The following is a 25,038-nucleotide window of genomic DNA, read 5'->3' as shown; positions in this document are numbered from 1 at the left end:
GACACCGTAAGCTTGCGCACGTGCCTGCCCCTACCTCATAATTTTAAAACTTTTTCTAAATCTTTAATCGTCGCTTTCGAACGCAAAGGCTTCACTGAATTCTTAATCGCCGTGTCTGGATCTTTTAAACCATGACCCGTTAATGTACAAACGATAGTTTTTCCTTGCTCAAAGCGTTTTTCTTTGATGAGTTTTATGAAGCCGGCAACCGATGTGGCCGAGGCCGGTTCACAGAAAACTCCCTCTATTTTTCCTAAAAGCTTATAAGCATTCACTATCTCACGGTCGGTCACTTTGTCAATAATTCCGCCTGACGCATCGCGTGCAGCTATAGCCTGCTTCCAGGAAGCCGGATTACCAATTCTAATGGCCGTGGCAATGGTTTCGGGATTTTTTACAACTTTGCCCGACACAAGCGGAGCAGCCCCGCTGGCCTGAAAACCCATCATCACCGGTTTGGAAGAAACTTTTTTAAGATTAAAATACTCGTTATAGCCCATCCAGTAAGCAGTAATATTGCCCGCATTGCCAACAGGAATAAAATGATAGTCCGGAGCACGGCCTAAATCTTCACAAATTTCAAACGCGGCTGTTTTTTGCCCCTGTAAACGGAAAGGGTTGATTGAATTCACAATGTGAATTGGATGTGTAGTACCCATCACACGCACAAGTTCTAAAGCTTCATCAAAGTTACCTTTAATTTCTACCACTGTCGCTCCATGCATCATGGCTTGCGACAATTTTCCCAAAGCAATATTACCATGAGGGATTAAAACTACGCACTGAATTTTAGCTTTTGCTGCATAAGCTGCGGCCGAAGCCGAGGTATTACCAGTAGAGGCACAAATAATGGCTTTTGCACCCTCCTCTACTGCTTTCGATACCGCATAAGTCATACCGCGGTCTTTAAACGAACCTGTAGGGTTCATGCCCTCGTATTTGAGATAAATTTCTCCATCATATTTGAGTTCATCTTCCAGATTTTTGGCGCGCAAAAGAGGAGTAGCTCCTTCGTGGAGTGTGATGATGGATTTATCGTCGATAGGTAAAAAATCGCGGTAACGGTGGATCAGTCCTTGATACATTAGCGTTCGATCCTCAGTAAAAAAGTTTTGGCCGTCATAAAATTAAGTTTATCTATTTCTTTAATAGAAGCTTGAACATTTTTTTCCAAAGCCTTGTGGGTTAAAATTACAATGGGCACGGCAGATCCATTGGGCAAGCCTTCCTGCTCTAGTGATGAAATGCTGATATTATTTTGTCCCAAAATAGCCGAAATTTTAGCCAACACGCCGGGTTTATCCTGTACATTAAAACGCAGGTAATACTCGCTTTCAATATCGTCCATGGGCACAAGCTTGGCCTTTTGAATTTCTTCAATTTTATATCCAAGCGGTGGAACACCGGGCACTTGATTAGCCAAATTACGGGCGATCTCGACGATATCGGCCACCACAGCCGTTGCTGTAGGGGGGCCACCGGCACCCATCCCATAAAAAAGAGAACTGCCGAGTTTTTCGCCTTCTACCATCACCGCATTAAAAGCACCGTCTACAGGAGCCAGTGAATGGGTTTTAGGTACAAGGGTTGGATGAACACGCACTTCAAGCGCACCATTGTCGCGCATTTTAGAAATTCCTAAAAGTTTAATAGCAAAACCAAAACGTTCGGCCATAGCAAAATCGTGTGGAGTAATTTGAGTAATCCCTTCGCGATACACTTTATCAACGGGCACAAGTTGACCATAAGCTAAAGCTGTTAAGATAGTAATCTTATGAGTAGGATCGATCCCTTCAATATCCGCCGTAGGATCAGCTTCGGCATAACCACTTTTCTGAGCTTCTGCTAACACAGTTGCAAAATCTTTTTTATCATGCGCCATGCCAGAGAGTATGTAATTGGAAGTGCCGTTAATAATACCCAACACTTTTACAATACGGTCGGCCACAAAGCCTTCGCGGATGGAACGTAAAATAGGAATAGCACCAGCCACAGCAGCTTCAAACAAAATATCCACTTCATGTTCGGCAGCCGCTTTGTAGAGTTCGGGACCATGATGCGCAAGAATAGCTTTATTGGCTGTCACAACATGCTTACCAAGACTTAAAGCATGCTTCATAATTTCGAGTGCCACAGGCTTATCGCCAATCAGTTCTACAATAATAGAAATTTCAGGATCATCCAAAAGTTCGGCAGGCTTGGTAGCAGCCATAGAGGCCGGAATATTAAACTGTTTTATTTTTTTACTATCAGGCTCACAGATTTTTTTTAGATGCAGCGGAAAACCTAATTTGCGGGACAACAGTTCTTTGTTCTTCACCAAAATTTCGTGAACCTGAGAACCCACGGTGCCTAATCCAAAAAGACCAATATTAATTTGAGGTGTACGTGACATAATTACTTTTTACTCTGTAATAATTTTTTAATACCCGTTACCGCCTGACGGATACGTTTTTCGTTTTCTACCAGGGCAAAGCGTACATAGCCTTCACCGTATTCACCAAAACCAATACCTGGCGACACACACACTTTGGCTTTGGCCAAAAGTAATTTGCTAAATTCAAGCGATCCCATGTCTTTAAATTTCTCGGGGATTTTTGCCCACACAAACATGGTAGCTTTTGGTTTTTCAATAGGCCAGCCAGCTTTGGTTAAACCTTCGCACAACACATCGCGGCGTTTTTGATAAATAGCCGTTCCTTCCCATACACATTTATCGGGGCCATCAAGCGCCACCGTAGCTGCAATTTGTACAGGCTGAAACATCCCGTAGTCGAAATAACTTTTAATTTTTTGCAACGCGCCAATAATTTCGCGGTTCCCACATACAAAACCCACACGCCAACCGGGCATACTGTAGCTCTTAGAAAGCGAGGTAAGTTCAACAGCTACATCCTTGGCCCCTTTTACCTGAAGAATGCTGGGCGCTTTGTAACCGTCAAATACCGTATCGGCATATGCAAAATCGTGAATCACAAAAATATCGTTCGCTTTGGCAAAACGCACCAGCTCTTCAAAAAACGGCAGTTCCACCACATGCGTTGTGGGGTTAGAAGGAAAAGAAACGATGATAAATTTTGGTTTTGGAAAAATTGTTTTAAGCGAGCGCTCAAGAGCCGGGAAAAAATCATCCATGTTATCCATACGGATACCACGGATATCGGCACCGGCAATAACAGCCGCGTACAAATGAATGGGATAACTGGGATTAGGCACCAGCACAATATCGCCCGGCTGGGTCACAGCCAAAATCATATGCGAAAGACCTTCTTTGGCTCCCATGGTAGCAATAGCTTCGGTGTCCCAATCGAGATCAACATCAAAACGGCGTTTGTACCATTTGCAAATAGCCTGACGCAGTTTGGGAATACCACGCGACACAGAATAGCGATGATTTTTAGGTTTTTTGGCCGCTTCAACAAGCTTATCAACAATATGTTGCGGGGTAGAAAGATCGGGATTACCCATCCCTAAATTAATCACATCATCCCCTTTTTTACGCTGATCGGCCATCTGGCTTGTCACTTGCGCCAATACGTAAGGAGGAAGACGTTTTAAACGAGGAAAATCGAGTTTCATGGTTTGGGGACAAGCAGGTCATTAGTTCTAACACTAAAAAAGACCCTGCTAGTACTGAGCAGGCTTGGGGATAGTGTATAGAAGGATTTGAACTGCTCAGTAGTATTAGCTAAAAAGCTAAAAGAAATCAAATAGTATCGAGGGGTTTAACAGGCAAAATTACCTAAACTCTCCTCATACAAATTTTCGGCTAAATACGACGAACGCACAAATGGACCCGAAAAAACGGCCTTAAAGCCCATTTCCAGCCCTTTTATCTTATAATCTTCAAATTGATCGGGATGGATAAACTCTTTAACTTCCAAGTGCTTTTTGGTGGGTTGCAAATACTGACCCAGGGTTAACAGGTCGCAGCCGTGATCTTTAAGATCTTGCATCGATTTTAAAACCTCTTCTACCTGTTCGCCCAAACCCAACATAATGCCCGATTTGGTGATTTGTTTAGGATGATGATCTTTCACCCATTTAATCACTTCCAGCGAACGCTTGTATTTAGCCGCCGAACGGACTGATGGTGTTAAGCGCTCGACTGTTTCGAGATTATGGTTAAAAATTTTAGGCTCGGCCTGACACACGCGTTCAATGAGTGGGCCTTTTCCTTGAAAATCAGGCGTGAGTACTTCCACGATGAGTTTAGGATGTTCTTTTTTTACTTCCTCAATGGTTTCGGCAAAATGATTAGCACCCAAATCAGGCAAATCATCACGATCTACAGAAGTAATCACCACATGACGGAGATTTAAGTTACCAATCCAGTTGGCCACATTTTTGGGTTCCATGGGATCAAGCTTACCCGGGCGGCCTGTTTTTACAGCACAAAATTTACAGGAACGCGTGCAGGTATCGCCCATAATCATGATGGTGGCCACACCTTTAGAAAAACATTCGGTTAAGTTAGGGCATTGCGCTTCTTCGCAAACCGTATGCAGATTAAGCCCACGCAGGCGGTCTTTCATAGGCAAAACACCCTGCGCATGCAGTTTCTTTTTAAGCCATTCAGGTTTTCTAAGTGGTTGATTCATTGATTTACAGGGTATCACGACACATCGGCCAAGGCCAGCTTTCCTTCCCAGCGATCTTTTAAAATTTTCTTTAATATACTGTAATCTGGTTTGTCGAGTGTTGGGTTTTCTTCAACTATTTCTAATGCTCTGTTACGGGCTGCCGCCAGTAATTTGGTGTCGGTTACAAGATTAGCAAGCCTCAATTCGGGCATGCCGGCCTGACGGGTTCCTAAAAAATCTCCAGGCCCTCTTATTTTAAGATCTTCTTCCGAAATCACAAAACCATCATTGGTATCCTCCATTACTTTTAAGCGAAAACGCGCTTCTTCCGAGCGCTTATACCCAGCAAGCAGCAAACAATATCCCTGATGCCCTCCTCGCCCAACCCGTCCGCGCAATTGATGCAGCTGAGACAGCCCAAAACGCTCGGCATGTTCAATAACCATCACTGTTGCATTAGGCACATCGACTCCTACTTCAATCACCGTGGTGGAAACAAGAATATGGATTTCACCTTTTTTAAAACGCGCCATAATCTCATCTTTTTCATCGGCGCTCATTTTCCCGTGTAACAGTTCAACTGCATAACTTTGAAACACGTCTTTTAAATGCACACACATGGTTTGTGCATTTTTTAAATCGATCTTTTCACTTTCTTCAATAAGCGGATAAACAAAATAAGCCTGGTGTTTTTTATCCAGCTCCTTGCGAATTAAATCGTAAGCACGCTCGCGCATTTTTTCGTTATACACATAAGTTTTAATAGGCTTTCGGCCTTGTGGCATTTCGTCAATAATCGACACGTCTAAATCGCCATACAGCGTCATCGATAAAGTGCGCGGTATGGGAGTGGCTGTCATCACCAAAATGTGCGGCACTATTTTATCATTCTTCCCCTTATTTTTAAGAGCCAAACGCTGACGCACACCAAAACGATGCTGCTCATCAATAACCACAAGTCCCAAATTTTTAAAGGTAACATCATCTTGAATAAGCGCATGTGTACCAATTACAATGTCAACTTTCCCCAACTGAATATTTTGGTAGATCATCTCCTTTTCAGATTTGGATGTAGACCCCATTAGAAGCTTAAGTGAAATACCCAATTGAAGGGCCAACGGCTCTAAATTTTTAAAATGCTGTCCGGCTAATACTTCGGTAGGTGCCATTAACACGCCTTGTGCTCCATTTTCTACAGCACGCAAAAGCGATAAAAAGGCTACAAATGTTTTTCCACTCCCCACATCGCCTTGCACCAAACGGTTAGCCGGATGATTTTTGGATAAATCGTGAAATATTTCACTCACCACTCTCTCTTGTGCTCCTGTTAATTTAAACGGTGCAAGTCCCAAAGCTTTTTGAACCATTTGTTTAGAGGTAGCAATCAGGGGTTCGGCGTATTCTTTTTGATAGCCTCTTTTCTTTAAGGCTAAACCCAATTGCAAAAAGAAAAGTTCATCGTAAATAACCCGCTGGTGCCAGATTGTTTTTTTATTATTTAATTCGTCAATACTTGCATCGGCAGGTGGTTTATGGAGATGCAAAATAGATTCGTGAAGCCCTACTTTAGATTCACCCGAAGCCCGTACCGTTATATTGGTATCATCAATATCTTTTAAATACTGGTCGAGCGTATGAAAAATAATTTTGCGTATGGTTTTTTGATAAAGCCCTTCGGTGAGTGGATATACGGGTATAATGGGTGGCAATGCGGCCCCTTCTTCTTCATCCCACTCGGATATTTCGGGGTGCGTAAACTGTTTGTGGTTTTTGTAATATTGGCATTCTCCAAAAACCAGCAGCTTTTTACCAATGGGGTATTGTTTTTTTAGATACTTTTCGTTGCCGTTAAACCACACCACAAGTACCAGGCCGGTTTGATCTTTTAAAACCATTTCATAGATCTTGCGCCTAAAATTACGCCCCATAGGGCGGCTACCCACACCCACCACCTCGCCTACAAAGCTTTTGTTGGGGCCGTTTTGCAGCGTTCGGCTGGTATCAATTTGACGACGATCGAGATATTTAAAGGGAAAGTAATAGAGTAAATCACTCACGGTGCGTACATCCCGTTTTTCGAGCAAACCCGCTATATAGGGCCCAACGCCTTTTACAAACTGGACAGGGGTTGTAAGGGGTGATTTTTCCATAAAGAGGGCAAAAAAAGGTTTCCTTTTTTGGGGATATCATATAGTGAATCCGGCTTCAACACTTCAAACTTGATGGAGATTTTATATGAACGTGAACGGAAACGAATTAAGAAAAGGCTATGTAATTAACTACGAAAACAAGCTGTGGACCTGCCTTTCGGTGGAACATCGCACCCCTGGTAACTTACGCGCCTTTGTACAGGTAAAAGCCCGTAACGTGCGCGACGGTACTCAAAAAGATTTCCGTTTTTCATCTACTGAAAAAATTGAACGTGTTTCTATTATTGAACGTAAAATGCAGTTTTTATATAACGACGGTGAAACCTATCACTTTATGGACACCGAAAATTTTGAACAATTGGAATTATCCAAAACCACCTTGGGCGATAATGCCAATTACCTCTATCCTGAGCTTGTGATTGGGGTTACTTTCCACGAAACCACACCTTTGGGCATTGCGCTTCCGCAAACTTTAGATTTTGAAGTAGTGGAAACCGATCCCGAAATCAAGGGTGCTACAGCATCAGCTTCTTATAAATCAGCCACGCTCTCTAACGGCCTGCAAGTGCAGGTTCCCCAATTTGTGAAACAAGGCGACACCTTGCGCATCAACACCGAAACCGGCGATTATCAGGAACGTGTTAAAAAGTAGTTTTTAACGTGGTAAAGCGCGGGTTAATTTTTTAAGAGTATCTTCAATAACAGGATTATTGTGCGCATAGGCATTGCGCAAATAGCGGATTTTACGGCGCAGCTTTAAGGCATCCTGCACATCATCCAAACTCGATAACGGCAGCAAATGACTATTGTGTAAATGCTGTTGAACAAGCTCGTTAAGCTCATTTAATAACACTTCAAATTCTTCTTCGGTTTCCAAAAAGCGAGTATGAAGACGACGGCTTAAAAAGCTGCATTCTCCACTCTCCTTTTTGGCCCAGTCGAGCTTCTTCTTCAAATCCCAATAACAGGCAACATTATCCTGAAATTTCAATTTGATAGAGTCTAATTCTGTAAGTAATAGTTGAAGCATGTTTTACTTGTTTTCAGCAGCTCTCTTCTCTTGGTATTTCTTCACCAATTCATCCTGCACAGGGCGAGGAACTGGAGCATACTTTAAGAATTCCATTGTAAACTCGCCCTTACCCTGGGTGGAGCTACGTAAATCGGTGGAGTAACCAAACATTTCAGACAAAGGCACTTCGGCATCTACCTGCACATAGGCATTGGTGGTAGATGTTCCCAAAATAACACCGCGACGTTGGTTAACCTGGCCAATTACTGCACCCTGAAATTCTTCGGGAGCCTGTGTTTGTAGCTTCATGATGGGCTCCAGCACTACCGGTTTACACTTGGCATAGTATTCTCTTATAGCGGTCATGGCGCAAAGACGGAAAGCCAAATCGGACGAATCCACATCGTGGTACGCACCGTCATTAATAATGGCGCGGAAGCCTACAACGGGGAAACCAATGAGCAAACCTTTTTTAAGCTGTTCTTGGAATCCTTTGTCGCAAGAAGGGATAAATTCGCGGGGAATTTTACCGCCCACAATTTCATCCACAAATTCGTAATCGTTTACAGCATCGGCAGGGAGCGGTTCAAAAATACCCAAAATTTTAGCATATTGACCCGAACCACCGGTTTGCTTTTTGTGCTGATATTCAAAGGGAGTAGATTGCGTAATGGTTTCGCGATAAGCCACCTGGGGTTTGCCGGCAATCACTTCGCAGGCATATTCACGCTTCATGCGTTCAATATAAATTTCCAAGTGCAATTCACCCATACCCGAAATAATGGTTTGGTTACTTTCTTCATCACGGTGCACGCGGAAAGTAGGATCTTCACGAGTAAAACGGTTAAGGGCTTTAGAAAAATTAGCCGCAGCCGATTTTTCTTTAGGTTCTACCGCAAGCGAAATAACCGCATTGGGTACGTGCATGGAGGTCATGGTGTAACGGATATCGCCATTGGTAAAGGTATCGCCCGAGGCGCAATCTACACCAAAGATAGCTACAATGTCACCAGCGCTGGCACTTTGAATATCGTTCATTTCATCGGCATGCATACGTACTAAGCGCGGGATTTTTACTTTCTTCTGATTGGTACTGTTCACAATAAAGTCGCCCTTATTGATGGTACCTTGATAAATACGCATGTAGGTAAGCTGACCAAAACGTCCGTCTTCAAGCTTAAATGCCAAGCCTACAAAGGGTTTAGCAGGATCAGCCGTGAGAACTACTTTAGCTTCTTCTTTATCTTGGTCTAAGGCTACGTTTTCTACTTCGGCAGGGTTAGGCAAGTAATGAGCCACGGCATCTAATAATAGCTGCACACCTTTATTTTTGTAAGCCGAACCGCACATCACGGGAATAAATTTTAAGCTTAAGGTAGCTTTACGGATAGCCTTGTGGAGAATATCGGCAGAAACTTCTTTGTCCTCTAAAAAGAGTTCGGCTACGTGATCATCAAAATCGGAAACAGCCCCCACTAAATCGTGGCGCATTTCTTTGGCTTTATCTAAAAGATCGGCAGGAATTTCTTCAATACGGATTTTTTCACCGTTATCGCCATCATAATAATTGGCTTTCATTTCTACTAAATCAACAATACCTTGGAAGCGGTCTTCGGCCCCAATGGGCAATACAATCATGTGAGCATTGTGGCCCAATTTTTCTCTTAGCTGGCCAGTAACACGGAAAGGATCGGCACCCGCACGGTCCATTTTATTCACAAAAGCAATACGAGGAACGTTATAGCGGGTCATTTGGCGATCTACGGTGATAGACTGAGACTGAACACCCGACACCGAACAGAGAACCAGGATAGCACCGTCTAATACACGGAGCGCGCGTTCCACTTCGATGGTAAAATCCACGTGGCCGGGGGTATCAATAATGTTAATAACTGTTTTTTTCCATTCGGCGTAGGTAGCAGCCGACTGAATGGTGATGCCTTTTTCACGTTCAAGGTCCATGAAATCCATGGTAGCACCCACACCACTTTTACCGCGTACTTCCTCGATTTTGTGGATCTTTTTGGTGTAAAACAGAATACGTTCCGTTAATGTGGTTTTACCCGAATCGATGTGAGCCGAAATACCGATGTTGCGGACTACAGAAATGTCATTAGCCATAAGAAAATCTCCTAAATATCTTAAATAAAAATTTGAAGGGTGCTTCTATAATAAAGCACCCTCAAAAGTAAAGCTTTTTGTTGGGAAATTGGGGGGTTACAATCCTACATCACTAACAACATCGGTGGCATCTGTTGGTATAGCTTGAGGAACAAAAGAACCTACTTGATCTCGATTGGCCAAATCTGCCCGAGCAATACCCAATTGATTAACTACAAATACATTTTGGTGCAAAGTAGCGTTTTGATCCACAAAATCGTAAAAATTATCGGAGTTAGATTTTTTATTCTTCAAGTCTAATCCTGTTTGGGTCAATTTACCGCGGTAAATATTAAGCCATAAAGGATGAGTCACAAAAGGCAATGCCCGTACTAAACCTTGGTCGTTGCCTTGTGCACGAGGGCTAAACCCTGGCAAATCGGCAAAGGGAGCAATATTATCGCCCGAAAAACCAGCCGCATAAATTTCATCGGCCGATAAATGCAAACGCTGGGCATGTCGCTGGGCAATAGATAAAGCCCCTACTTCTTTTCCTTCACGACCATTTAAAATTTCACTGGGCCTAAAAGTAAAAATATAATTGCCAAATTCTTCAAACATTTGGCTGGCCGAAGTAAGAGCTTTGGCTTGCACCAAATCGGATAAAAGAATTTCTTTTTTATTGGGATCTTTAGGGTCAATCACATATCCATCTACCCCTTCTACATAGGCAAGACTTCCAAAACCGGCTTTGCCATCGGTAAAACCACTTTCTTCCAGCATAAGCGCTACAAGAGGAAAACTGGAGGCCGATACAAAACCCACGCCAACGCCCCGAGTTTGTAAGGTATGCACCAAATTGCGCATTTCTCGATACGGTACCGGCAACATACCGTGGTCGCTCGCATAATCAAAAGCTTTCTTCATATCGTTTAATGTTAAACCGCTAAAAGCCTGCAGAGGGAAATTATAGGATAAAAAAGGATCTATACTATCCAGATAATCGTAATATTCCAAAACAGTCATGTCTGGTTTTGGAAGTGGTCTATCCGTAAACGGCTGCGTATTTTTCCAACTAATAAGTCCCATTTCTACAGCAGCCTTAAAAACAGCGTCATCAGTAACATCACCCGCCCATAAGGTGTTGTCACAATCGGTTAAATATAAAAGATGTTGGGGATCATACACACTTAAACCATCCAACCACTGGCTGATGTTGGCATAATTATTGGGTTCCCAATTGCCTACAGGCAAATCATGAGGCGAAACCGAAATGCTTAAACAACTTTGTTGAGGATAACGGGAATTAAATACAGAACCATCCGCACAAGAAGAAGCCACAGCTATGGGTAAATAATTAAATTCAAGACGAACTGCATAGTCACTGCCAGGACGGGCTTTTACCTCTTGAAGCACTCTATTTAAAATAGCCTCCGCATCGCTCTTGTTTGAAAGCAAAAATGACTGCTCAATATCAGCTATTTCTAAAAGTTTGCTATTACCCAAAACTGCTATGGCTTCAGCCGATTGGTTATTAATGAAAACGTTACTTAATAATGATGTATTTATTGAAATGCCCATAGTCCCTCCCCAGAGATACCTCCTTTATCGATAGCTTAGGTGATTTTGTTGCGTGGATTTTGTGAAATTAAGAGAATTTTTAAGCTATAAAAATAGGGGTTAGCCCTATTAAAAATTTTATTCTACCCTCTTGACCCTTACGGTCTAAATCTTTACAATTATCTCTATCCTAATTTTAACCGGGCATGGGAAATTTAGAGAGAGAAAAAATGGATAAGAAAAATTCTCGCCGTGATTTTTTAAAAAACACGGCTACTCTTGTAGCTGGAGTTTTAGTAGCTCGCCCAATCAACGCCTTTGCTTATCAATGTGCTGATACATTGAATCCAACGATACCCGGTGCAATAGACACATACTATCTGTCTGAATGTACAGGCTATGGTCCATTTCAGGATACTGTGTATGAGTTATCTGATTGTGCCACCGACTTATCACCTTCCATGTTTCAGGGATTGCCACCAGCCATAAGACATCGCTTACGCAATGCCTTGGCTCGTGACCCCGAAGCCCTATGTGAATGGTTACTCGATCATTTACCTTAAGCTTTAATACAGCAAATTGATTTTAAAAAAGCCCCGTTTATTTCGGGGCTTTTTTTTGCATCTATAATTGGACCTGCTTTATTTTCCACAGCATACGTGACGACCAAAAATGTACCGTACTAAACCAAAAATACATCGCATTAAGTTTCTCTAAACTCTCGGTCCCCTTCTCTTGTACCCTATTGAGAGCCGCCTGAGCCTGCAAAGCCAAGGGCTTGCTTACATGCTGTATTTGGCAAGCAAAAAAGGTATTATAAAAACCATCGTCATCTACACAAATAGACTTTAACAAAAAGCTTAATTCCTCAAAAAAATCTGCAACGGCGCAAGGATCCTCATCCGATTTTAATACCAAATACTGCCTAACCACCTCTATTTTATGCAAGGCTTCTTGAGCTGTCTCAAAATAGTGTTCCAAATATTTAATGGATACACGCACGCGTTGTTTCATTAATTTTTTATTCCATGGGGGCGACACCAAATAATTTTTAATGGTTTTAGAGATATCTTTTTTATGTTGCGGGATATAATTTAAAGCTTCATCCGGGTTAAGACGCTCTACAAAATCAAGCTTTGCGCCGTAATCGACCGGGATCACATTGTATGTTTTAGAAGAAGCAGAACGCAGCATGTCGTTAAAAATTTCTCTAAAACGATTGAGCCAGTAGCCAGTTAAAATAGGTTCACCGTTATTGCCTTCTACCATTAAAGAAGACTCGCTCCCCTCCTTTATAGCTCTCTCTTTGGCTTCGTTACGCATGTTAGCATTAAAATTTTCAATAAGCTTAGGCATGGCGGCAGCATGGCTTTTGGAAGAATAACGGTCGTAGGCTAAATCTTGGCCCGTTAAAAAAACGGTAGGGCACCCCATGCATAAAAGAGCCATGTACAGCATGTGACTTACCGAATTACCGGTAAAATAATTTTTAGCTTCAGGAAAAAACCAATTGAGCTGGGCCAACCCACGCATCATCTGCATTTTGGGCCCCTTATAAACCTTAAAAGTATCGGGAGCCACAATAGGACAGGTTAAAAAATAAGTGTGAGGGAGTTTGGGTAAATCATCAAAAAAAAGACGTGTTTCTGGAACGCGTTCTAAACAACCTACAATGTGAGGTGTAATTCCATTTTTTAACAATATCTTTAAAGCAGAATCACAACAGGCAATAATAGCTCTATCTTGCACTTTTTTAAGCCATTTTAAATTTTTAACAAGAGAAGGCCCCGTGGATACCAAAATACCGGGAGTCTCTTTAAATTTACCCACTAAAGAGTCAAACAAGGGTATAGTGAGAGACTCTTTTAAATTAGCAATGCTATTAAGAAAACCATAGTAAGTATCTTCGGGGGGCACATTAAGATAATAACTGCTACGTTTAACCTCCAAATAAAAAGACTGAGCTACTCTTTCGTAATATTCTTCGTCTTCAGTAGTTAAAACCGGATCAAGTACCACGGCCATCGATTTTAAATAAACACTTTCAGACGAGCGTACTAATGGAATAAAAAAATCAACAAAATCAAGATTCTCGTTGGCCCCCACTAAAAAACGGATGCGCTTATCCTTAAAAATTTTTTCATAATTTATTAGCGCTAAAGAAGCGCAAAAACGAGAGAGTGATTTTTCGATTACTAAAATATGGCGCGTTTCACCTTCTATTTTTTTTAATAATTCTGTTAAACAAACGCCAAGGCCGCTCCCATACAAAAGAATAATTTTAGGTCTTTTGATATTCGCTTCTTTTATAGACTGTTGGGCACAAGCTTTAAGGTTGGGCTGATATAATTCTTTATAATCAGATAAGAGAGAAAAAAGATCATCACGATTAATCTCTTCTATTATTCTTTTAAAAAGTTGAGGGTAATAGCGCGCTAAAAGCTTTTTATTTTTTTCGAATAGTTTGGTCATAATGGGAAAAACTAGTTTTTATAATACTGAATTTTTATTTTTTCCCATTTTGCCCTTAAGCTTTCTTTAAACCCTGGGTGAGCAATTGCAATCAATTTTTCAGCCCGTTTTTCATCCGATACCCCATACAAATTAGCAACCCCATATTCGGTGACAATATATTGGGTGTAATGCCGGGGAGTAGATATGAGGCTTCCTTGTGGCAACGTGGGATAAATATTGGAAATGAGTTTTCCATCCAGATTAGCCGTAGATTTAAGACAAATAATACTTTTGCCATGGCGCGCCTGATTAGCCCCTTGAACAAACGAGAGCTGTCCACCTACGCCGCTGTATTGTTTTAGCCCAATCGCCTCACTGCACACCTGCCCTGCAAAATCAATCATGAGGCCCGAATTAATGCTCACCATATGCTGGTTTTGGGCCATGAGATAGGGTTCATTCACAACCGATACCGGCAAACAAACAGATGAGCGTTTATTGTGGCCGTTCCGCTCATCTAAAAAATCGTAAAGTTCTTGTGAACCAAAAGCAAAAGCAAAAACACTACGATTAGGAAAAATACCTTTTGAATGATTTGTAATTTTACCGGCCTTACATAATTTTAAAAAACCATCCGATACAAGTTCGGAATGAATACCAAAATTACCTTTTGACGACTGCGCTAACTTTTCGGCAATTAAATTGGGGATAGCACCAATACCAAATTGGAGAGTATCACCCTCCTCAACAAGTTTAACAACATGCTCGGCAATAGCCTCATCTTCGGGCGATACACTAAAAGTGCTCATTTGCGGCTGCGGATAATTTACTTCGTAAGAATATTTAAGTTTGGATATATGAACTTTATTGTCACCATGAAGAGAATCACCGTAAACAACAGGCATGGTGGCATTGATTTCGGCAATGGCTATGCGCTTGGGATCGTCCAGAGCTTCTATAAAAGGACGATACACCGCCGCCCCATGCGTTCCAAACGTGCAAAAGCCTTCCGAATCGGGCTGCGATAAAACCGCCGCTACAACACGCGGCTTTGTTTTAATGGCATAGTCCTCAATGCCCGTAAATGACAGAGGGATATATTCCATATGCATCCCCTGCGCATTCATCAAACGTTCAATAGGGCCGTAAAACCCGCTTTTAATAAATACTTTGGGATTTAAAAGGATGGGATGAGGATTGAGTAAAAGTCCGCAAAAAATTTCAAGATGCTCCCAGTCACTTCTCTCGGCAAGCGCTTCTAAAAGAGCTAACGGCTGACCACTAGCCAGCGGCACCGCCAGGGTGTCGGTTGGTTTAAAGAGAGAAAGGATTTCTTTGAGAGAAAACATAGTGGATAGTGGATGGTTAATGGTGGATGGAAAGACAAAAAGATCTTCTACTATTCACCATCCACTATCCACCATTCACTTTTTCTTATTCCTTCTTAAACTTCTTATACTTAATACGCGTGAGCTTATCGGCATCGTCACCCAAACGCCGACGCTTATCAGCTTCGTAGTCCGAAAAATTGCCGTCAAACCACACCACCTGACTATCGCCTTCAAAAGCCAACATGTGCGTGGCAATGCGATCCAAAAACCAGCGATCATGCGAAATAACAACGGCGCAACCGGCAAAATTTTCGAGGGCGGTTTCCAAAGCCTGGAGTGTGTTCACGTCCAAATCGTTGGTCGGTTCATCCAAAAGCAAAACGTTACCACCTTCTTTTAGAGTAATAGCCAAATGCACACGGTTACGTTCACCACCGGAGAGAACGTTAATAGGTTTTTGTTGATCAGTACCCGAAAAATTAAAACGCGACACGTAAGCACGTGAATTAAGCTCGCGTGAGCCTAACTTTATATTTTCATGCCCACCACTGATGACGTCATACACCGTGCGTTTATCCGAAAGATCAAAACGGTTCTGATCGGCATAAGCCAGTTTTACCGTATCACCCACGGTAAATGTACCCTTATCCGGTTTTTCCAAACCCATAATCATCTTAAAGAGGGTTGTTTTACCGGCACCGTTAGGGCCAATAATACCCACAATACCGCCCTGAGGGAGTGCAAAATTTAGATTTTCAAATAGGAGTTTATCGCCATAGGCTTTACTAACGCCTTTGGCTTCGATCACTTGCTGACCCAAGCGAGGTCCTGGTGGGATATAAATTTCCAATTCATCATCCCGCTTTTGACTATCTTCTTTGAGCATCTGCTCATAATTGGCAATACGCGCCTTGCTTTTAGAACGACGGGCCTCAGGGCTTTTATTAATCCACTCCAGTTCGCGAGCCAAAGTTTTTTGGCGCTTACTTTCCATCTTTTCTTCTTGTTTAAGACGGGTTTCTTTTTGCTCTAACCAGGAGGAGTAATTACCTTTCCAGGGTATTCCATGCCCGCGATCGAGTTCTAAAATCCAGCCCGCCACATTATCTAAAAAGTAGCGATCGTGGGTTACGGCAATAACAGTACCCTTATATTGTTGGAGATGACGTTCGAGGAAAAAAACAGATTCGGCATCCAAATGGTTGGTTGGTTCATCCAGCAAAAGAACATCCGGTTCTTGTAACAAAAGCCGACACAGCGCCACGCGGCGCTTTTCACCACCCGATAAATTTTTAATAAGTGCATCATCCGGGGGGCAACGGAGGGCATCCATGGCCAAATTAAGCTTGGTGTCCAGTTCCCAACCCCCAGAAGCTTCCAGTTTTTCCTGCACAGCGGCTTGGCGCTCGAGAAGTTTAGTCATCGCATCGTCATCCATGGGCTCAGCAAATTTAGCATTAATGGCTTCAAATTCTTTGAGAAGGCCCACTACTTCGCCGCAACCTTCTTCTACAATTTGACGAACCGTTTTGGTGGGATCGAGCTGGGGTTCTTGTTCGAGTAAACCGATGGAGAATCCTTTGGAAAAAGTCACTTCGCCGGTAATATCTTTATCGAGCCCGGCAATCACTTTGAGGAGGCTCGATTTACCAGAACCGTTTAAACCTAATACGCCAATTTTGGCGCCGTAAAAAAATGACAAATAAATATCTTTTAAAACCTGCTTTTTGGGTGGATAGGTTTTAGATACCCCCACCATGGAAAATATAATTTTTTGATTTTCTTCAGCCATAGAGTCTCCACATGTTTATTGCTTTATATAGAATACTTGTATTAAAAGACACAGGCATGAAAGTAAATGGGTTTTTCAAAAAAATAGGGAATAATATGCGCGGCACCATAGCCTCCCTCGTACTCTTTCCCACCTTGATGCTGGCCAATATTTTTCAAATGGCAAGTATTGTAGTAAAACCTTTTTCGCAACCGGTGTTTAGAAAAATTAACCGTTTTATTGCCAACACCTGGTGGGGCATGTGTGTACTGTGGGCCGAAAAAATTAACGGCACACAAGTGATAATTAGCGGCGATAATGTGCCTGTTAAAGAAAATGCCATTGTCATCATCAACCATCAAAACATGACCGATATTTTGGTGCTCCTTAAATACGCACTCACCAAACAGCGTTTAGGCGATTTAAAATGGTTTGTTAAAAAAAGTTTGCAGAAAGTTCCCGGCGTGGGTTGGGGCCTTAATTTTTTAGATGCACTTTTTATTAGGCGTAACTGGATGGACGATCAACAATTAATTGAAGAAACTTTTGCAACCCTCATTCAATATAAAGTTCCCATGTGGATCATTTCGTTTGTAGAAGGAACACGGTCACGTCCGCATAAAATTGCTAAAAGCCGGGAGTACGCTATCAAAAACGGTTTAAAACCTCTCAATTATGTACTTACTCCTCGTACCAAGGGTTTTGTAGGTACCGTTAAAGGATTAAAAAACCACGCCACGGTTGTTTACGACCTCACCATCGGCTACGAAGAAAATCCTCCACCCGATTTATGGCAATGGATGACTGGGCAAGTACGCCGCGCACATTTATACGTACGCCGTTATGAGCTCTCCAAATTACCTCAAGATGAAAAAGGTTTATCGGACTGGCTGCTAAAAGTATTTGAAGAGAAAGATGAACTATTAGCTTATTTCTATACAAATAAATCTTTTCCTATCCCACTGTAGAAGAGTAACCTACCTCTGTCTCCTCCCTCCTCGAAGCGGCCCCTGTGGGGTAATTTAAGGGAGGAGGACTAGATATTATCAGAAACACATGTCCCTCCCCCTTAGATTAAGGGGGAAGTCAGGAGAGGGTTACTCTTCACCAATAAAAAAACCCCTTAGTTTTCACTAAGAGGCTTCTTATGTCGGGACGACTGGATTTGAACCAGCGACCACTCCCACCCCAAGGGAGTGCGCTACCGGGCTGCGCTACGTCCCGTCCGGTACTACAAGAAGGGGTGCGGTCCTTTAATATAGACCTCAAAATTAGTCAATCAAATGCGCAACATAGTTCATTGAACCTTACATCCAACCATTGACATTTAAACCCAAGTCTTTTACTTAAAAAAGATCATGACATGGAAACAGTTCATACCCGGTTTTTTAACCCGGCAGTGGGACATCTGGTTTAAAAAGATGGAAAATGCCCTTGTTTATTTCACCCCCACCTATGTCACCAAAAACGATAGTCTTTTTTCACCGCTTGTAGCTGTTGTGGCTCTTATTTTAGCCGTTTTTTTAGTTGGTGTTGCCATCGGGTCATTTTTTACCTTATTTGCAAGCCTATTGGTGCTCTACTTCATTTTAAGCAAAATATTTGGCATCCGTTTGGATGCCGGCGATATTTTTGTAGTGTGATATGGGTTTAACAATTATTAACAAATTTCAACCGTCCCAAAAAAAAGAAGCCTCTAAAATTGCTTTAGTGTTGGCCGGTGGTGCCATTTCGGGAGGCGCTTTTAAAGTAGGTGGTCTTAAAGCCTTAAACGATTACCTGGTTAATAAAAAAGTTACTAATTTTGATATTTATGTAGGCTTATCGGCCGGTGCTTTTCTCATTGCCCCCTTGGCCGGCGGCATTCCGCCGGAGGAAATGCTGGCAAGTTTAGATGGCCAATCCAAACAATTTTCGCAACTCTCCCCTTTTCATTTATACCGCCCCAATGTTTTAGAGTTTTTGGAACGCCCTCTTAAATTTGTTTACGGGCATCTCACTTTTTTTCCGGGCATTATTTACGATTTAATCAAAGCTTTTCCATCCCTCAAACTGGACTTGGTTAAAAATTTAAAGGAACTGCTGCTGCACCCCTCGTACTCTACCTACGAACAGTTTATGACGCCTCTTTTGCGCGTGATGTATGCCACCCGAACCATCCCCACCATTGGCGAGCTCATGCCCTCGGGTTTATTTGATAACAGTTCTATTGAAAACTTCATCCGCGATAATATGAAAAGCAACCGGATGACCAATAATTTTAAGGTTTTAAAACGCATGTCGGGCCGCTCACTCTATATTTCGGCCATGGATTTAGATACATCAGAGCGAGTGGTATTTGGCCCTGACGAAAAAAATGATGTTACCATTTCTGAAGCTATCCAAGCCTCTACCGCCATCCCTGGTTTTTATAAACCAGCCTGTCTTAAAGGCGTTGATTACATAGATGGTGGTGTGCGCAATACGGCCAATATTGATATTGCTGTGGCTAAAGGCGCCGACTTGGTTATTTGCTACAACCCTTTCCGTCCTTTTAATAATAAATTGGTGATTGAATATTTACGTGAAGAAAATCATTACGTCACCAAATCGAAACGTATTTCTAACTGGGGCATCGGCATGATTTTTAACCAGGTGTTTCGTACTCTTTTTCATTCACGCCTTATGGCGGTCATCCAAAATTACCGTGAAGATCCCTCGTTTAAAAAAGATGTCATTTTGCTGCAACCCGCCGAAGACGACAGCGATTTTTTTGCTCTCAATCCTCTTTTCTTTTGGAACCGTGCTAAAGCAGCTTCTCAGGGTTTTCACTCGGTTACCGAATCTATTAATCAAAATTTTGATAAAATTGCCCCCATCATGCAAAAACATGGCCTCCAATTTACGCGCGAACGCGTTGATATGGATGCTATGCGCATGGCTAAATCCAACTTTGACGATCAAATCGTTATGGAAGTTTTAGAAGATACCTCTATTAAACCTAAAAAAGGTTTTCGCGTAGTTTCTGGTGGAAGAAGATAACTACAAAGCCGGGTTAATTACCTTTAAAAAATCAAATTTCTTAAAATCAGTATCGCAGCTCACTACCGTGTTAATGCCGTTTTCTTTAAGCAAAGTAGCATAATGAAGATCATGAATAAACACTCCTTTGCTGGATGGCAGCTCTTGAATCAAACTTTCAAAAACAGAAGTATGCTCGGTGGTTTCTTTGAGAAGATGACAAGAAGGATGAGTTAAATAAAAATTAAAAGCACTCAGCGCTTCTTGAATTGACATAGGCTTAATATACGAACCTGGATAAGTCATCACCTGACAATATTCGTAAAATATCTGCCAGCTAATATAAAAAATATTTCCAGAATTAAGAAGAGCTTCTAAATAAGAATTTACTTTTTTATGTTGAGAATAAAAACTGACCTGCGCATAAATAAAAATATTAGTATCAATGGCTATACTCATAGTTTTCTTTCAAGAAAATCCCATGTACTCTTGTCTGAAACGTCAAAACCAGGAAGAGGTTTCATGTTATGAAAAACGGGGATTTTAACTTTTATTTTTTTAGAATTATTTTCTCGCGATATATTGAGGCCCAATCTTAACAAGTCATTAATCACTTCTTTAATGCTTAAACCTTTTTTACGACTGAGTGACTTCACTTGTTCGTAAATCCCGTTCTCCAAAAGTAATGTGGCTCGTTTCATGAGATCAATCATAATAAATACACACCTTTGATGTCAATATTTAGCATCTTATATGCTATAAAAGTTAAATATATAATAAATACATATAGTTACAATAAAAAATGACCGCACCCCCGCCGGAAGTTTACGAAGGTGCGGTCTTTTTTCTACTGCTTTTTAACAGCGGCTTGCGTGTTATCATTAGCGGCCACTTCTTTTAAAGTGGTTTGTCCTTCAAACACAATATAGGGCTGCCAAGCGGCCAAGGTTTTTTCACCAATTCCTTTTACATTTAAAAGGTCTTCGTTTTTGGAAAAAGGTTTAGCCGTGCGGGCTTCAATGATTACCTTAGCTTTGGCTTCGCCAATGCCGGGTAAAATCATGAGTTCCTGAGCAGTAGCGGTGTTGACGTTAATCACGCCGCTATAGTTTTTTTGAGAAGCGGCAAAGCTTGCACCTGCCGCAAATAAGGTTACTACTAACATCATCATGCTGATGAATTGTTTCATTTGTGTTCTCCTTTAATTGGGGCTTTATTGACAGAGACTTTACGATTGCGAATATGCAGTTTTCCCGAGAGTGGAATCATATCCAAAATAACATTGAGCGATTGATCGCGGTTAACAATGGCGGTTCCCACCCTCGTCCACTGCGCTTTTTCGTCGTTATTTTTTTCGGTAATCACATACACATCTTTTAATTCGCTACTCATATTCTCTCCTTTCAAAAACCCCATGGGTTTTGGCTGGAGAGAAAGCAAGCAGAATGCCAAAATTAAAAATAGTGAGATGAAAAAATAAAATGCAGAAAAAACAAAATGTTATTCGCTAAAAATTTTATTGGATAAAAATTTAGGCATAGCGCAAGAGTCCGATTTTGAAACAAACACAGTCCCAATATGAAACAGTATTGAGACTCTTAATGGCGGCGTTCGGTAATATAATCGGCAATATTGATGAGCGCTTCTTTTTCTAGTGAGGGACGCAAATAGTCTAAACTTTCTTTTGCTTTAGACACATAACTTTTGGCTAAAATAATGGTTTCCTGGATGCCGTCGTATTTTTTGATAAGGTCTAAAACACGGGAAAAATCTTCTGGCTTCATAGAAGTAGATAAAAGAATATTTTTAATAAAATGACGTTCTTCGTTATTTGACTTCTTCATGGCTGCAATGAGTGGCAAAGTTAATTTACCTTCTTTTAAATCACCACCGTTTACCTTGCCAAATTCTTTTTCATCGGCCGTATAATCTAAAATGTCATCCATCAATTGAAAAGCAAGCCCTACATAATGGCCAAATTTATAAAGTGATAATTGTAATTCTTCTGAAGCCCCTCCTAAAATACCACCAGCCTGGCACGAAGCCGCAATAAGAGCTGCCGTTTTGCCATCAATAATTTTCATGTAATCGGCTTCGGTAAGTTCTACATCGTTTGTTTTGGTAATTTCAAAAATTTCACCTTCGGTAGTGGTGGTTACCGCATCGGTAATAACACGCAATACTTTAAGACTTCCCTGATTCACCAAAATATCCATGGCACGACAGTAAAAAAAATCGCCCACCAACACACTCACCTGATTACCCCAATTGTTATTGGCCGACTTTTTACCACGGCGAATCTGGGCATTATCAATTACATCATCATGCAGTAAAGAGGCTGTGTGCAAAAATTCGATAGCGGCTCCAACGCGAACACCGCTGTCATCACGAGCCCCACATACTTTGGAAGAAAGAATTGTAAGAATAGGACGCAGGCGTTTACCACCATTTTGAATCACATATTCCACCACACCCTGAACAAAAGGAACCTTGGAAACAAGACTTGCGCTCATAAACTCGTCCAAATGTTTGATATCGGCGGCAATGGGAATACAAATTTCTTTTATGTCCATGCTTAGCGTCTATTATGGCAAAGTTTAAGAGTCAAAGAAAAAAGAGCACCAGAAACTCATTGGAAATTAACAGAATATCCAGTATAGAACCCACTATGTTTTATAACCCTCAGATTGATTCAATTGTAAAAACCGGCAACAACGGGGCTGGAGTTTTAGTACTTCATGGGTTTACCGGCACTCCCGATTCAATGCGCCCCGTAGTTAATGAACTCCATGCTCAAGGATTTAGCGTAAACGCACCTCTTTTGGATGGCCACGGCACAACCCCTGAAAAATGTGCTCAAACCACATGGCACCATTGGTATCAAAGCACCCAAAAGGCCTACATGGAACTTAACGAGCAATGTTCTAAAGTATTTGTGTGTGGCTTATCTATGGGTGCCCTTTTGTCGCTTAAATTGTGTATCGATTATCCTCAATCCATTTCGGGTGCAGCGTGCCTGGCAACGCCACTCTATTTGAAGGGCTGGGTGCGCGGATTATTACCTATTGTATTTGGCACCCCCATTAAAAAAGTATGGAAGTTTCAAAAAAAGTTTGAAGTTGATATTAAAGACCCCATGGCCAAAAAGAATTTTTGGAATTACGATAAAATGCCCATATCGTGTGTTGCTAGCATTATGGAATTGCAAAATTTGGTGCATGAATCTCTGGAAAAAATTACAACCCCTCTACTACTTGTTCACTCACGACACGACTCTACAGCTCCTTACGATTCCATGATGAAAGTAGCACAAAAAGTATCTTCTAATATTACCGAAACAGTCACACTAGAAAACTCGTATCATGTCATTACAATTGACTACGAAAAAGATTTAGTGGCGGGAAAAGTTTCAGAATTTTTTAACCGATTTTTATAACTCTTAGCTTAGCTAAAACACTTGAGGGAGTTTATTATGCAAGACCTAATTTTATCCATCGACCAAGGCACCACCGGTACCACCGTTTTAATTTTAGATAAAGCCCTCAACATTTTAGCCAAAAAAAATAACGAGTTTACTCAGCATTATCCTGAGCCAGGTTGGGTAGAACACGATGCTAATGAGATTTGGCAATCTACGGTTAAAACAATTGGCGAGGCACTTTTACTTGCCGGTATGGATCCTGCACGTATTGCCGCCATTGGCATTACCAACCAGCGTGAAACTACTGTTGTTTGGAATCGAGAAACATCTGCACCTATTCATAAAGCCATTGTATGGCAAGACAGGCGCACAGCATCGCTGTGTGAAAAATTAAAAAAATCGGGTAAAGAAAAAAACGTACGTGCCAAAACAGGACTTTTACTCGACCCTTATTTTTCGGGTACCAAAATTAAATGGATATTAGACAATGTAAAAGGTGCCCGTGAGCAGGCTAAAAATGGACAATTGGCCTTTGGTACTATTGATACTTTTTTAACCTGGAAACTTACAAATGGAAAAAGTCATGTAACCGATGTATCCAATGCCTCACGTACCCTACTGATGAATTTAAAAACGCTGGCTTGGGATAAGGAGCTGTTAAAACTTCTTACCGTTCCCGAATCTCTTTTACCCAGCATCTGCCCTTCTTCTCACGTTTATGGCGTTACTAAAAACGTGCCAGGCATACCCGATGGCATTCCCATTGCCGGCATTGCTGGCGATCAACAAGCAGCACTTTTTGGCCAAGCTTGTTTTGGTATGGGCGAAGCCAAATGCACTTACGGCACAGGCTCTTTTTTACTGATGAACATTGGCCCCAAACCTATCCTTTCTAAAAAAGGACTTGTTACTACGGTTGCTTGGCAAGTGGGTGGCAAGGTGTCGTATGCGCTGGAAGGTTCCAGCTTTATTGCTGGCGCTGCTGTTCAGTGGTTACGCGATGGTTTAAAAATGATTCATTCCTCTTCCGAAATTGAAGCATTAGCATCAGAAGTTCCTGATAGTGGCGGCGTTACTTTTGTTCCAGCCTTAGCTGGCCTGGGAGCTCCGCATTGGAACCCGCATGCGCGAGGGGTAATTGGCGGTATTACGCGCGGCACCACAAAAGCACACATTGCTCGCGCCACGCTTGAAGGCATTGCGTTTCAGCAAATGGAAATTTTAACGGCCATGGAAAAAGATTCGGGACGAAAATTAAAACAGCTTAAAGTAGATGGTGGCGCCTCGGTTAATAATTTGATGATGCAATTTCAGAGCGATATTTTGGGTACTCCTCTTGTTCGTCCCAAAATGGTGGAAACCACAGGCTTGGGTGCTGCATTCTTGGCAGGACTTGCTGTAGGGCTTTGGAAAAACCAAGATGAGATTAAAGCTTCCTGGAAAGAAGATGCTGCGTTTACGCCGATGATTAATAAAAAGAAACGGGATGAACTGTTAAAAGGCTGGGTAGCAGCTGTTAAAAAAGCTTAGCAGTCTGTTGACAAAGTCGATTTATAAGCAATGTCATCCTGAGCGCAGCGAAGGATCTGGAGTAATTTTAACGGGATTCTTCGCTGCGCTCAGAATGACAGGTGGTTAAAACATACTTTGTCAACA

The 25,038-nt window shown here is 41.7% G+C and carries 23 protein-coding genes and 1 tRNA gene; 7 read left to right on the top strand and 17 right to left on the bottom strand.

Annotated elements, in window-relative coordinates; translation table 11 throughout:
• Positions 1-35 precede the first annotated feature (35 nt).
• From thrC to recG, 5 genes are all read right to left on the bottom strand, one after another.
• Positions 36-1,085, bottom strand: a complete 1,050-nt coding sequence (thrC, locus tag K1X76_02915) for a threonine synthase (GenBank protein ID MBX7148012.1) — start codon at positions 1,083-1,085, stop codon at positions 36-38.
• Positions 1,085-2,395: a homoserine dehydrogenase gene (locus K1X76_02910; GenBank protein ID MBX7148011.1), complete on the bottom strand. Its 1,311-nt coding sequence runs from the start codon at positions 2,393-2,395 to the stop codon at positions 1,085-1,087. Before K1X76_02910 ends, thrC begins: the two co-directional genes overlap by 1 nt.
• A 2-nt stretch (positions 2,396-2,397) precedes the next feature.
• Positions 2,398-3,579 carry an aminotransferase class I/II-fold pyridoxal phosphate-dependent enzyme gene (locus K1X76_02905; GenBank protein MBX7148010.1) on the bottom strand — a complete coding sequence of 394 codons (1,182 nt, stop codon included), beginning with the start codon at positions 3,577-3,579 and terminating at the stop codon, positions 2,398-2,400.
• Positions 3,580-3,725: 146 nt separating this feature from the next.
• Positions 3,726-4,601 carry a lipoyl synthase gene (gene lipA, locus K1X76_02900; protein MBX7148009.1) on the bottom strand — a complete coding sequence of 292 codons (876 nt, stop codon included), beginning with the start codon at positions 4,599-4,601 and terminating at the stop codon, positions 3,726-3,728.
• Between the two features lie 14 nt (positions 4,602-4,615).
• Positions 4,616-6,733: an ATP-dependent DNA helicase RecG gene (gene recG / locus K1X76_02895; GenBank protein ID MBX7148008.1), complete on the bottom strand. Its 2,118-nt coding sequence runs from the start codon at positions 6,731-6,733 to the stop codon at positions 4,616-4,618.
• Positions 6,734-6,818: 85 nt separating this feature from the next.
• On the opposite strand from recG, the gene efp reads away from it, so the two are divergent.
• Complete coding sequence (gene efp / locus K1X76_02890; GenBank protein MBX7148007.1) at positions 6,819-7,385, top strand: elongation factor P; 567 nt, start codon at positions 6,819-6,821, stop codon at positions 7,383-7,385.
• 3 nt (positions 7,386-7,388) lie between these two features.
• Here the strand turns inward: efp and K1X76_02885 are convergent, their stop codons facing one another.
• The 3 genes from K1X76_02885 to K1X76_02875 all read right to left on the bottom strand — a co-directional run bounded on the left by K1X76_02885 (position 7,389) and on the right by K1X76_02875 (position 11,426).
• A complete protein-coding gene (locus K1X76_02885; GenBank protein ID MBX7148006.1) occupies positions 7,389-7,763 on the bottom strand; it encodes a hypothetical protein in 375 nt (124 codons plus the stop codon).
• Positions 7,764-7,766: 3 nt separating this feature from the next.
• Positions 7,767-9,866 carry an elongation factor G gene (gene fusA, locus K1X76_02880; GenBank protein ID MBX7148005.1) on the bottom strand — a complete coding sequence of 700 codons (2,100 nt, stop codon included), beginning with the start codon at positions 9,864-9,866 and terminating at the stop codon, positions 7,767-7,769.
• Positions 9,867-9,962: 96 nt separating this feature from the next.
• On the bottom strand, positions 9,963-11,426 hold the full coding sequence (locus K1X76_02875) for a hypothetical protein (protein ID MBX7148004.1): 1,464 nt from the start codon (positions 11,424-11,426) through the stop codon (positions 9,963-9,965).
• Positions 11,427-11,611: 185 nt separating this feature from the next.
• Between K1X76_02875 and K1X76_02870 the strand changes: the two genes are divergently transcribed.
• A complete protein-coding gene (locus K1X76_02870) occupies positions 11,612-11,968 on the top strand; it encodes a twin-arginine translocation signal domain-containing protein (protein MBX7148003.1) in 357 nt (118 codons plus the stop codon).
• A 61-nt stretch (positions 11,969-12,029) separates the two neighbouring features.
• On the opposite strand, the gene K1X76_02865 is transcribed toward K1X76_02870, so the two are convergent.
• The 3 genes from K1X76_02865 to ettA form a co-directional block, all read right to left on the bottom strand.
• Positions 12,030-13,877 carry a DUF115 domain-containing protein gene (locus K1X76_02865; protein ID MBX7148002.1) on the bottom strand — a complete coding sequence of 616 codons (1,848 nt, stop codon included), beginning with the start codon at positions 13,875-13,877 and terminating at the stop codon, positions 12,030-12,032.
• An 11-nt stretch (positions 13,878-13,888) separates the two neighbouring features.
• On the bottom strand, positions 13,889-15,208 hold the full coding sequence (locus tag K1X76_02860; GenBank protein MBX7148001.1) for a 4-hydroxybutyrate CoA-transferase: 1,320 nt from the start codon (positions 15,206-15,208) through the stop codon (positions 13,889-13,891).
• An 85-nt stretch (positions 15,209-15,293) separates the two neighbouring features.
• Positions 15,294-16,982, bottom strand: coding sequence for an energy-dependent translational throttle protein EttA (gene ettA / locus K1X76_02855; protein ID MBX7148000.1), 1,689 nt, complete (start codon positions 16,980-16,982; stop codon positions 15,294-15,296).
• Positions 16,983-17,077: 95 nt separating this feature from the next.
• Here ettA and K1X76_02850 point away from each other — a divergent pair, with 95 nt between their 5' ends.
• Positions 17,078-17,929: a 1-acyl-sn-glycerol-3-phosphate acyltransferase gene (locus tag K1X76_02850; protein ID MBX7147999.1), complete on the top strand. Its 852-nt coding sequence runs from the start codon at positions 17,078-17,080 to the stop codon at positions 17,927-17,929.
• Between the two features lie 182 nt (positions 17,930-18,111).
• Here K1X76_02850 and K1X76_02845 read toward each other — a convergent pair.
• Positions 18,112-18,185 (bottom strand) — tRNA-Pro (locus K1X76_02845).
• A gap of 134 nt (positions 18,186-18,319) precedes the next feature.
• Between K1X76_02845 and K1X76_02840 the strand changes: the two genes are divergently transcribed.
• Both K1X76_02840 and K1X76_02835 read left to right on the top strand, forming a co-directional pair.
• Positions 18,320-18,604 (top strand): hypothetical protein, encoded by a 285-nt coding sequence (locus tag K1X76_02840; GenBank protein MBX7147998.1) that lies wholly within the window; start codon positions 18,320-18,322, stop codon positions 18,602-18,604.
• A 1-nt stretch (position 18,605) separates the two neighbouring features.
• The gene (locus tag K1X76_02835) at positions 18,606-19,982 is read left to right on the top strand and encodes a patatin-like phospholipase family protein (protein MBX7147997.1); all 1,377 of its coding nucleotides are present in this window, start codon (positions 18,606-18,608) and stop codon (positions 19,980-19,982) included.
• Here the strand turns inward: K1X76_02835 and K1X76_02830 are convergent, their stop codons facing one another.
• The 5 genes from K1X76_02830 to K1X76_02810 all read right to left on the bottom strand — a co-directional run bounded on the left by K1X76_02830 (position 19,983) and on the right by K1X76_02810 (position 22,534).
• Entirely contained in the window at positions 19,983-20,420 is a 438-nt protein-coding gene (locus K1X76_02830) for a type II toxin-antitoxin system VapC family toxin (protein ID MBX7147996.1), read from the bottom strand.
• The gene (locus tag K1X76_02825; protein MBX7147995.1) at positions 20,417-20,674 is read right to left on the bottom strand and encodes a hypothetical protein; all 258 of its coding nucleotides are present in this window, start codon (positions 20,672-20,674) and stop codon (positions 20,417-20,419) included. Before K1X76_02825 ends, K1X76_02830 begins: the two co-directional genes overlap by 4 nt.
• 134 nt (positions 20,675-20,808) lie before the next feature.
• Entirely contained in the window at positions 20,809-21,150 is a 342-nt protein-coding gene (locus K1X76_02820) for a helix-hairpin-helix domain-containing protein (GenBank protein MBX7147994.1), read from the bottom strand.
• On the bottom strand, positions 21,147-21,353 hold the full coding sequence (locus K1X76_02815) for a hypothetical protein (protein ID MBX7147993.1): 207 nt from the start codon (positions 21,351-21,353) through the stop codon (positions 21,147-21,149). Before K1X76_02815 ends, K1X76_02820 begins: the two co-directional genes overlap by 4 nt.
• A gap of 206 nt (positions 21,354-21,559) precedes the next feature.
• On the bottom strand, positions 21,560-22,534 hold the full coding sequence (locus K1X76_02810) for a polyprenyl synthetase family protein (protein ID MBX7147992.1): 975 nt from the start codon (positions 22,532-22,534) through the stop codon (positions 21,560-21,562).
• Between the two features lie 95 nt (positions 22,535-22,629).
• Between K1X76_02810 and K1X76_02805 the strand changes: the two genes are divergently transcribed.
• Both K1X76_02805 and glpK read left to right on the top strand, forming a co-directional pair.
• Positions 22,630-23,397 carry an alpha/beta fold hydrolase gene (locus K1X76_02805; GenBank protein MBX7147991.1) on the top strand — a complete coding sequence of 256 codons (768 nt, stop codon included), beginning with the start codon at positions 22,630-22,632 and terminating at the stop codon, positions 23,395-23,397.
• A 36-nt stretch (positions 23,398-23,433) separates the two neighbouring features.
• On the top strand, positions 23,434-24,912 hold the full coding sequence (gene glpK / locus K1X76_02800) for a glycerol kinase GlpK (protein MBX7147990.1): 1,479 nt from the start codon (positions 23,434-23,436) through the stop codon (positions 24,910-24,912).
• Positions 24,913-25,038 lie beyond the last annotated feature (126 nt).

The sequence above is a fragment of the bacterium genome (assembly GCA_019695305.1).
Classification (GTDB): domain Bacteria; phylum UBA10199; class UBA10199; order UBA10199; family JAIBAG01; genus JAIBAG01.
The sequence above is the reverse complement of the archived record's forward strand: the minus strand, read 5'-3'. Positions and strand labels throughout refer to the sequence as shown.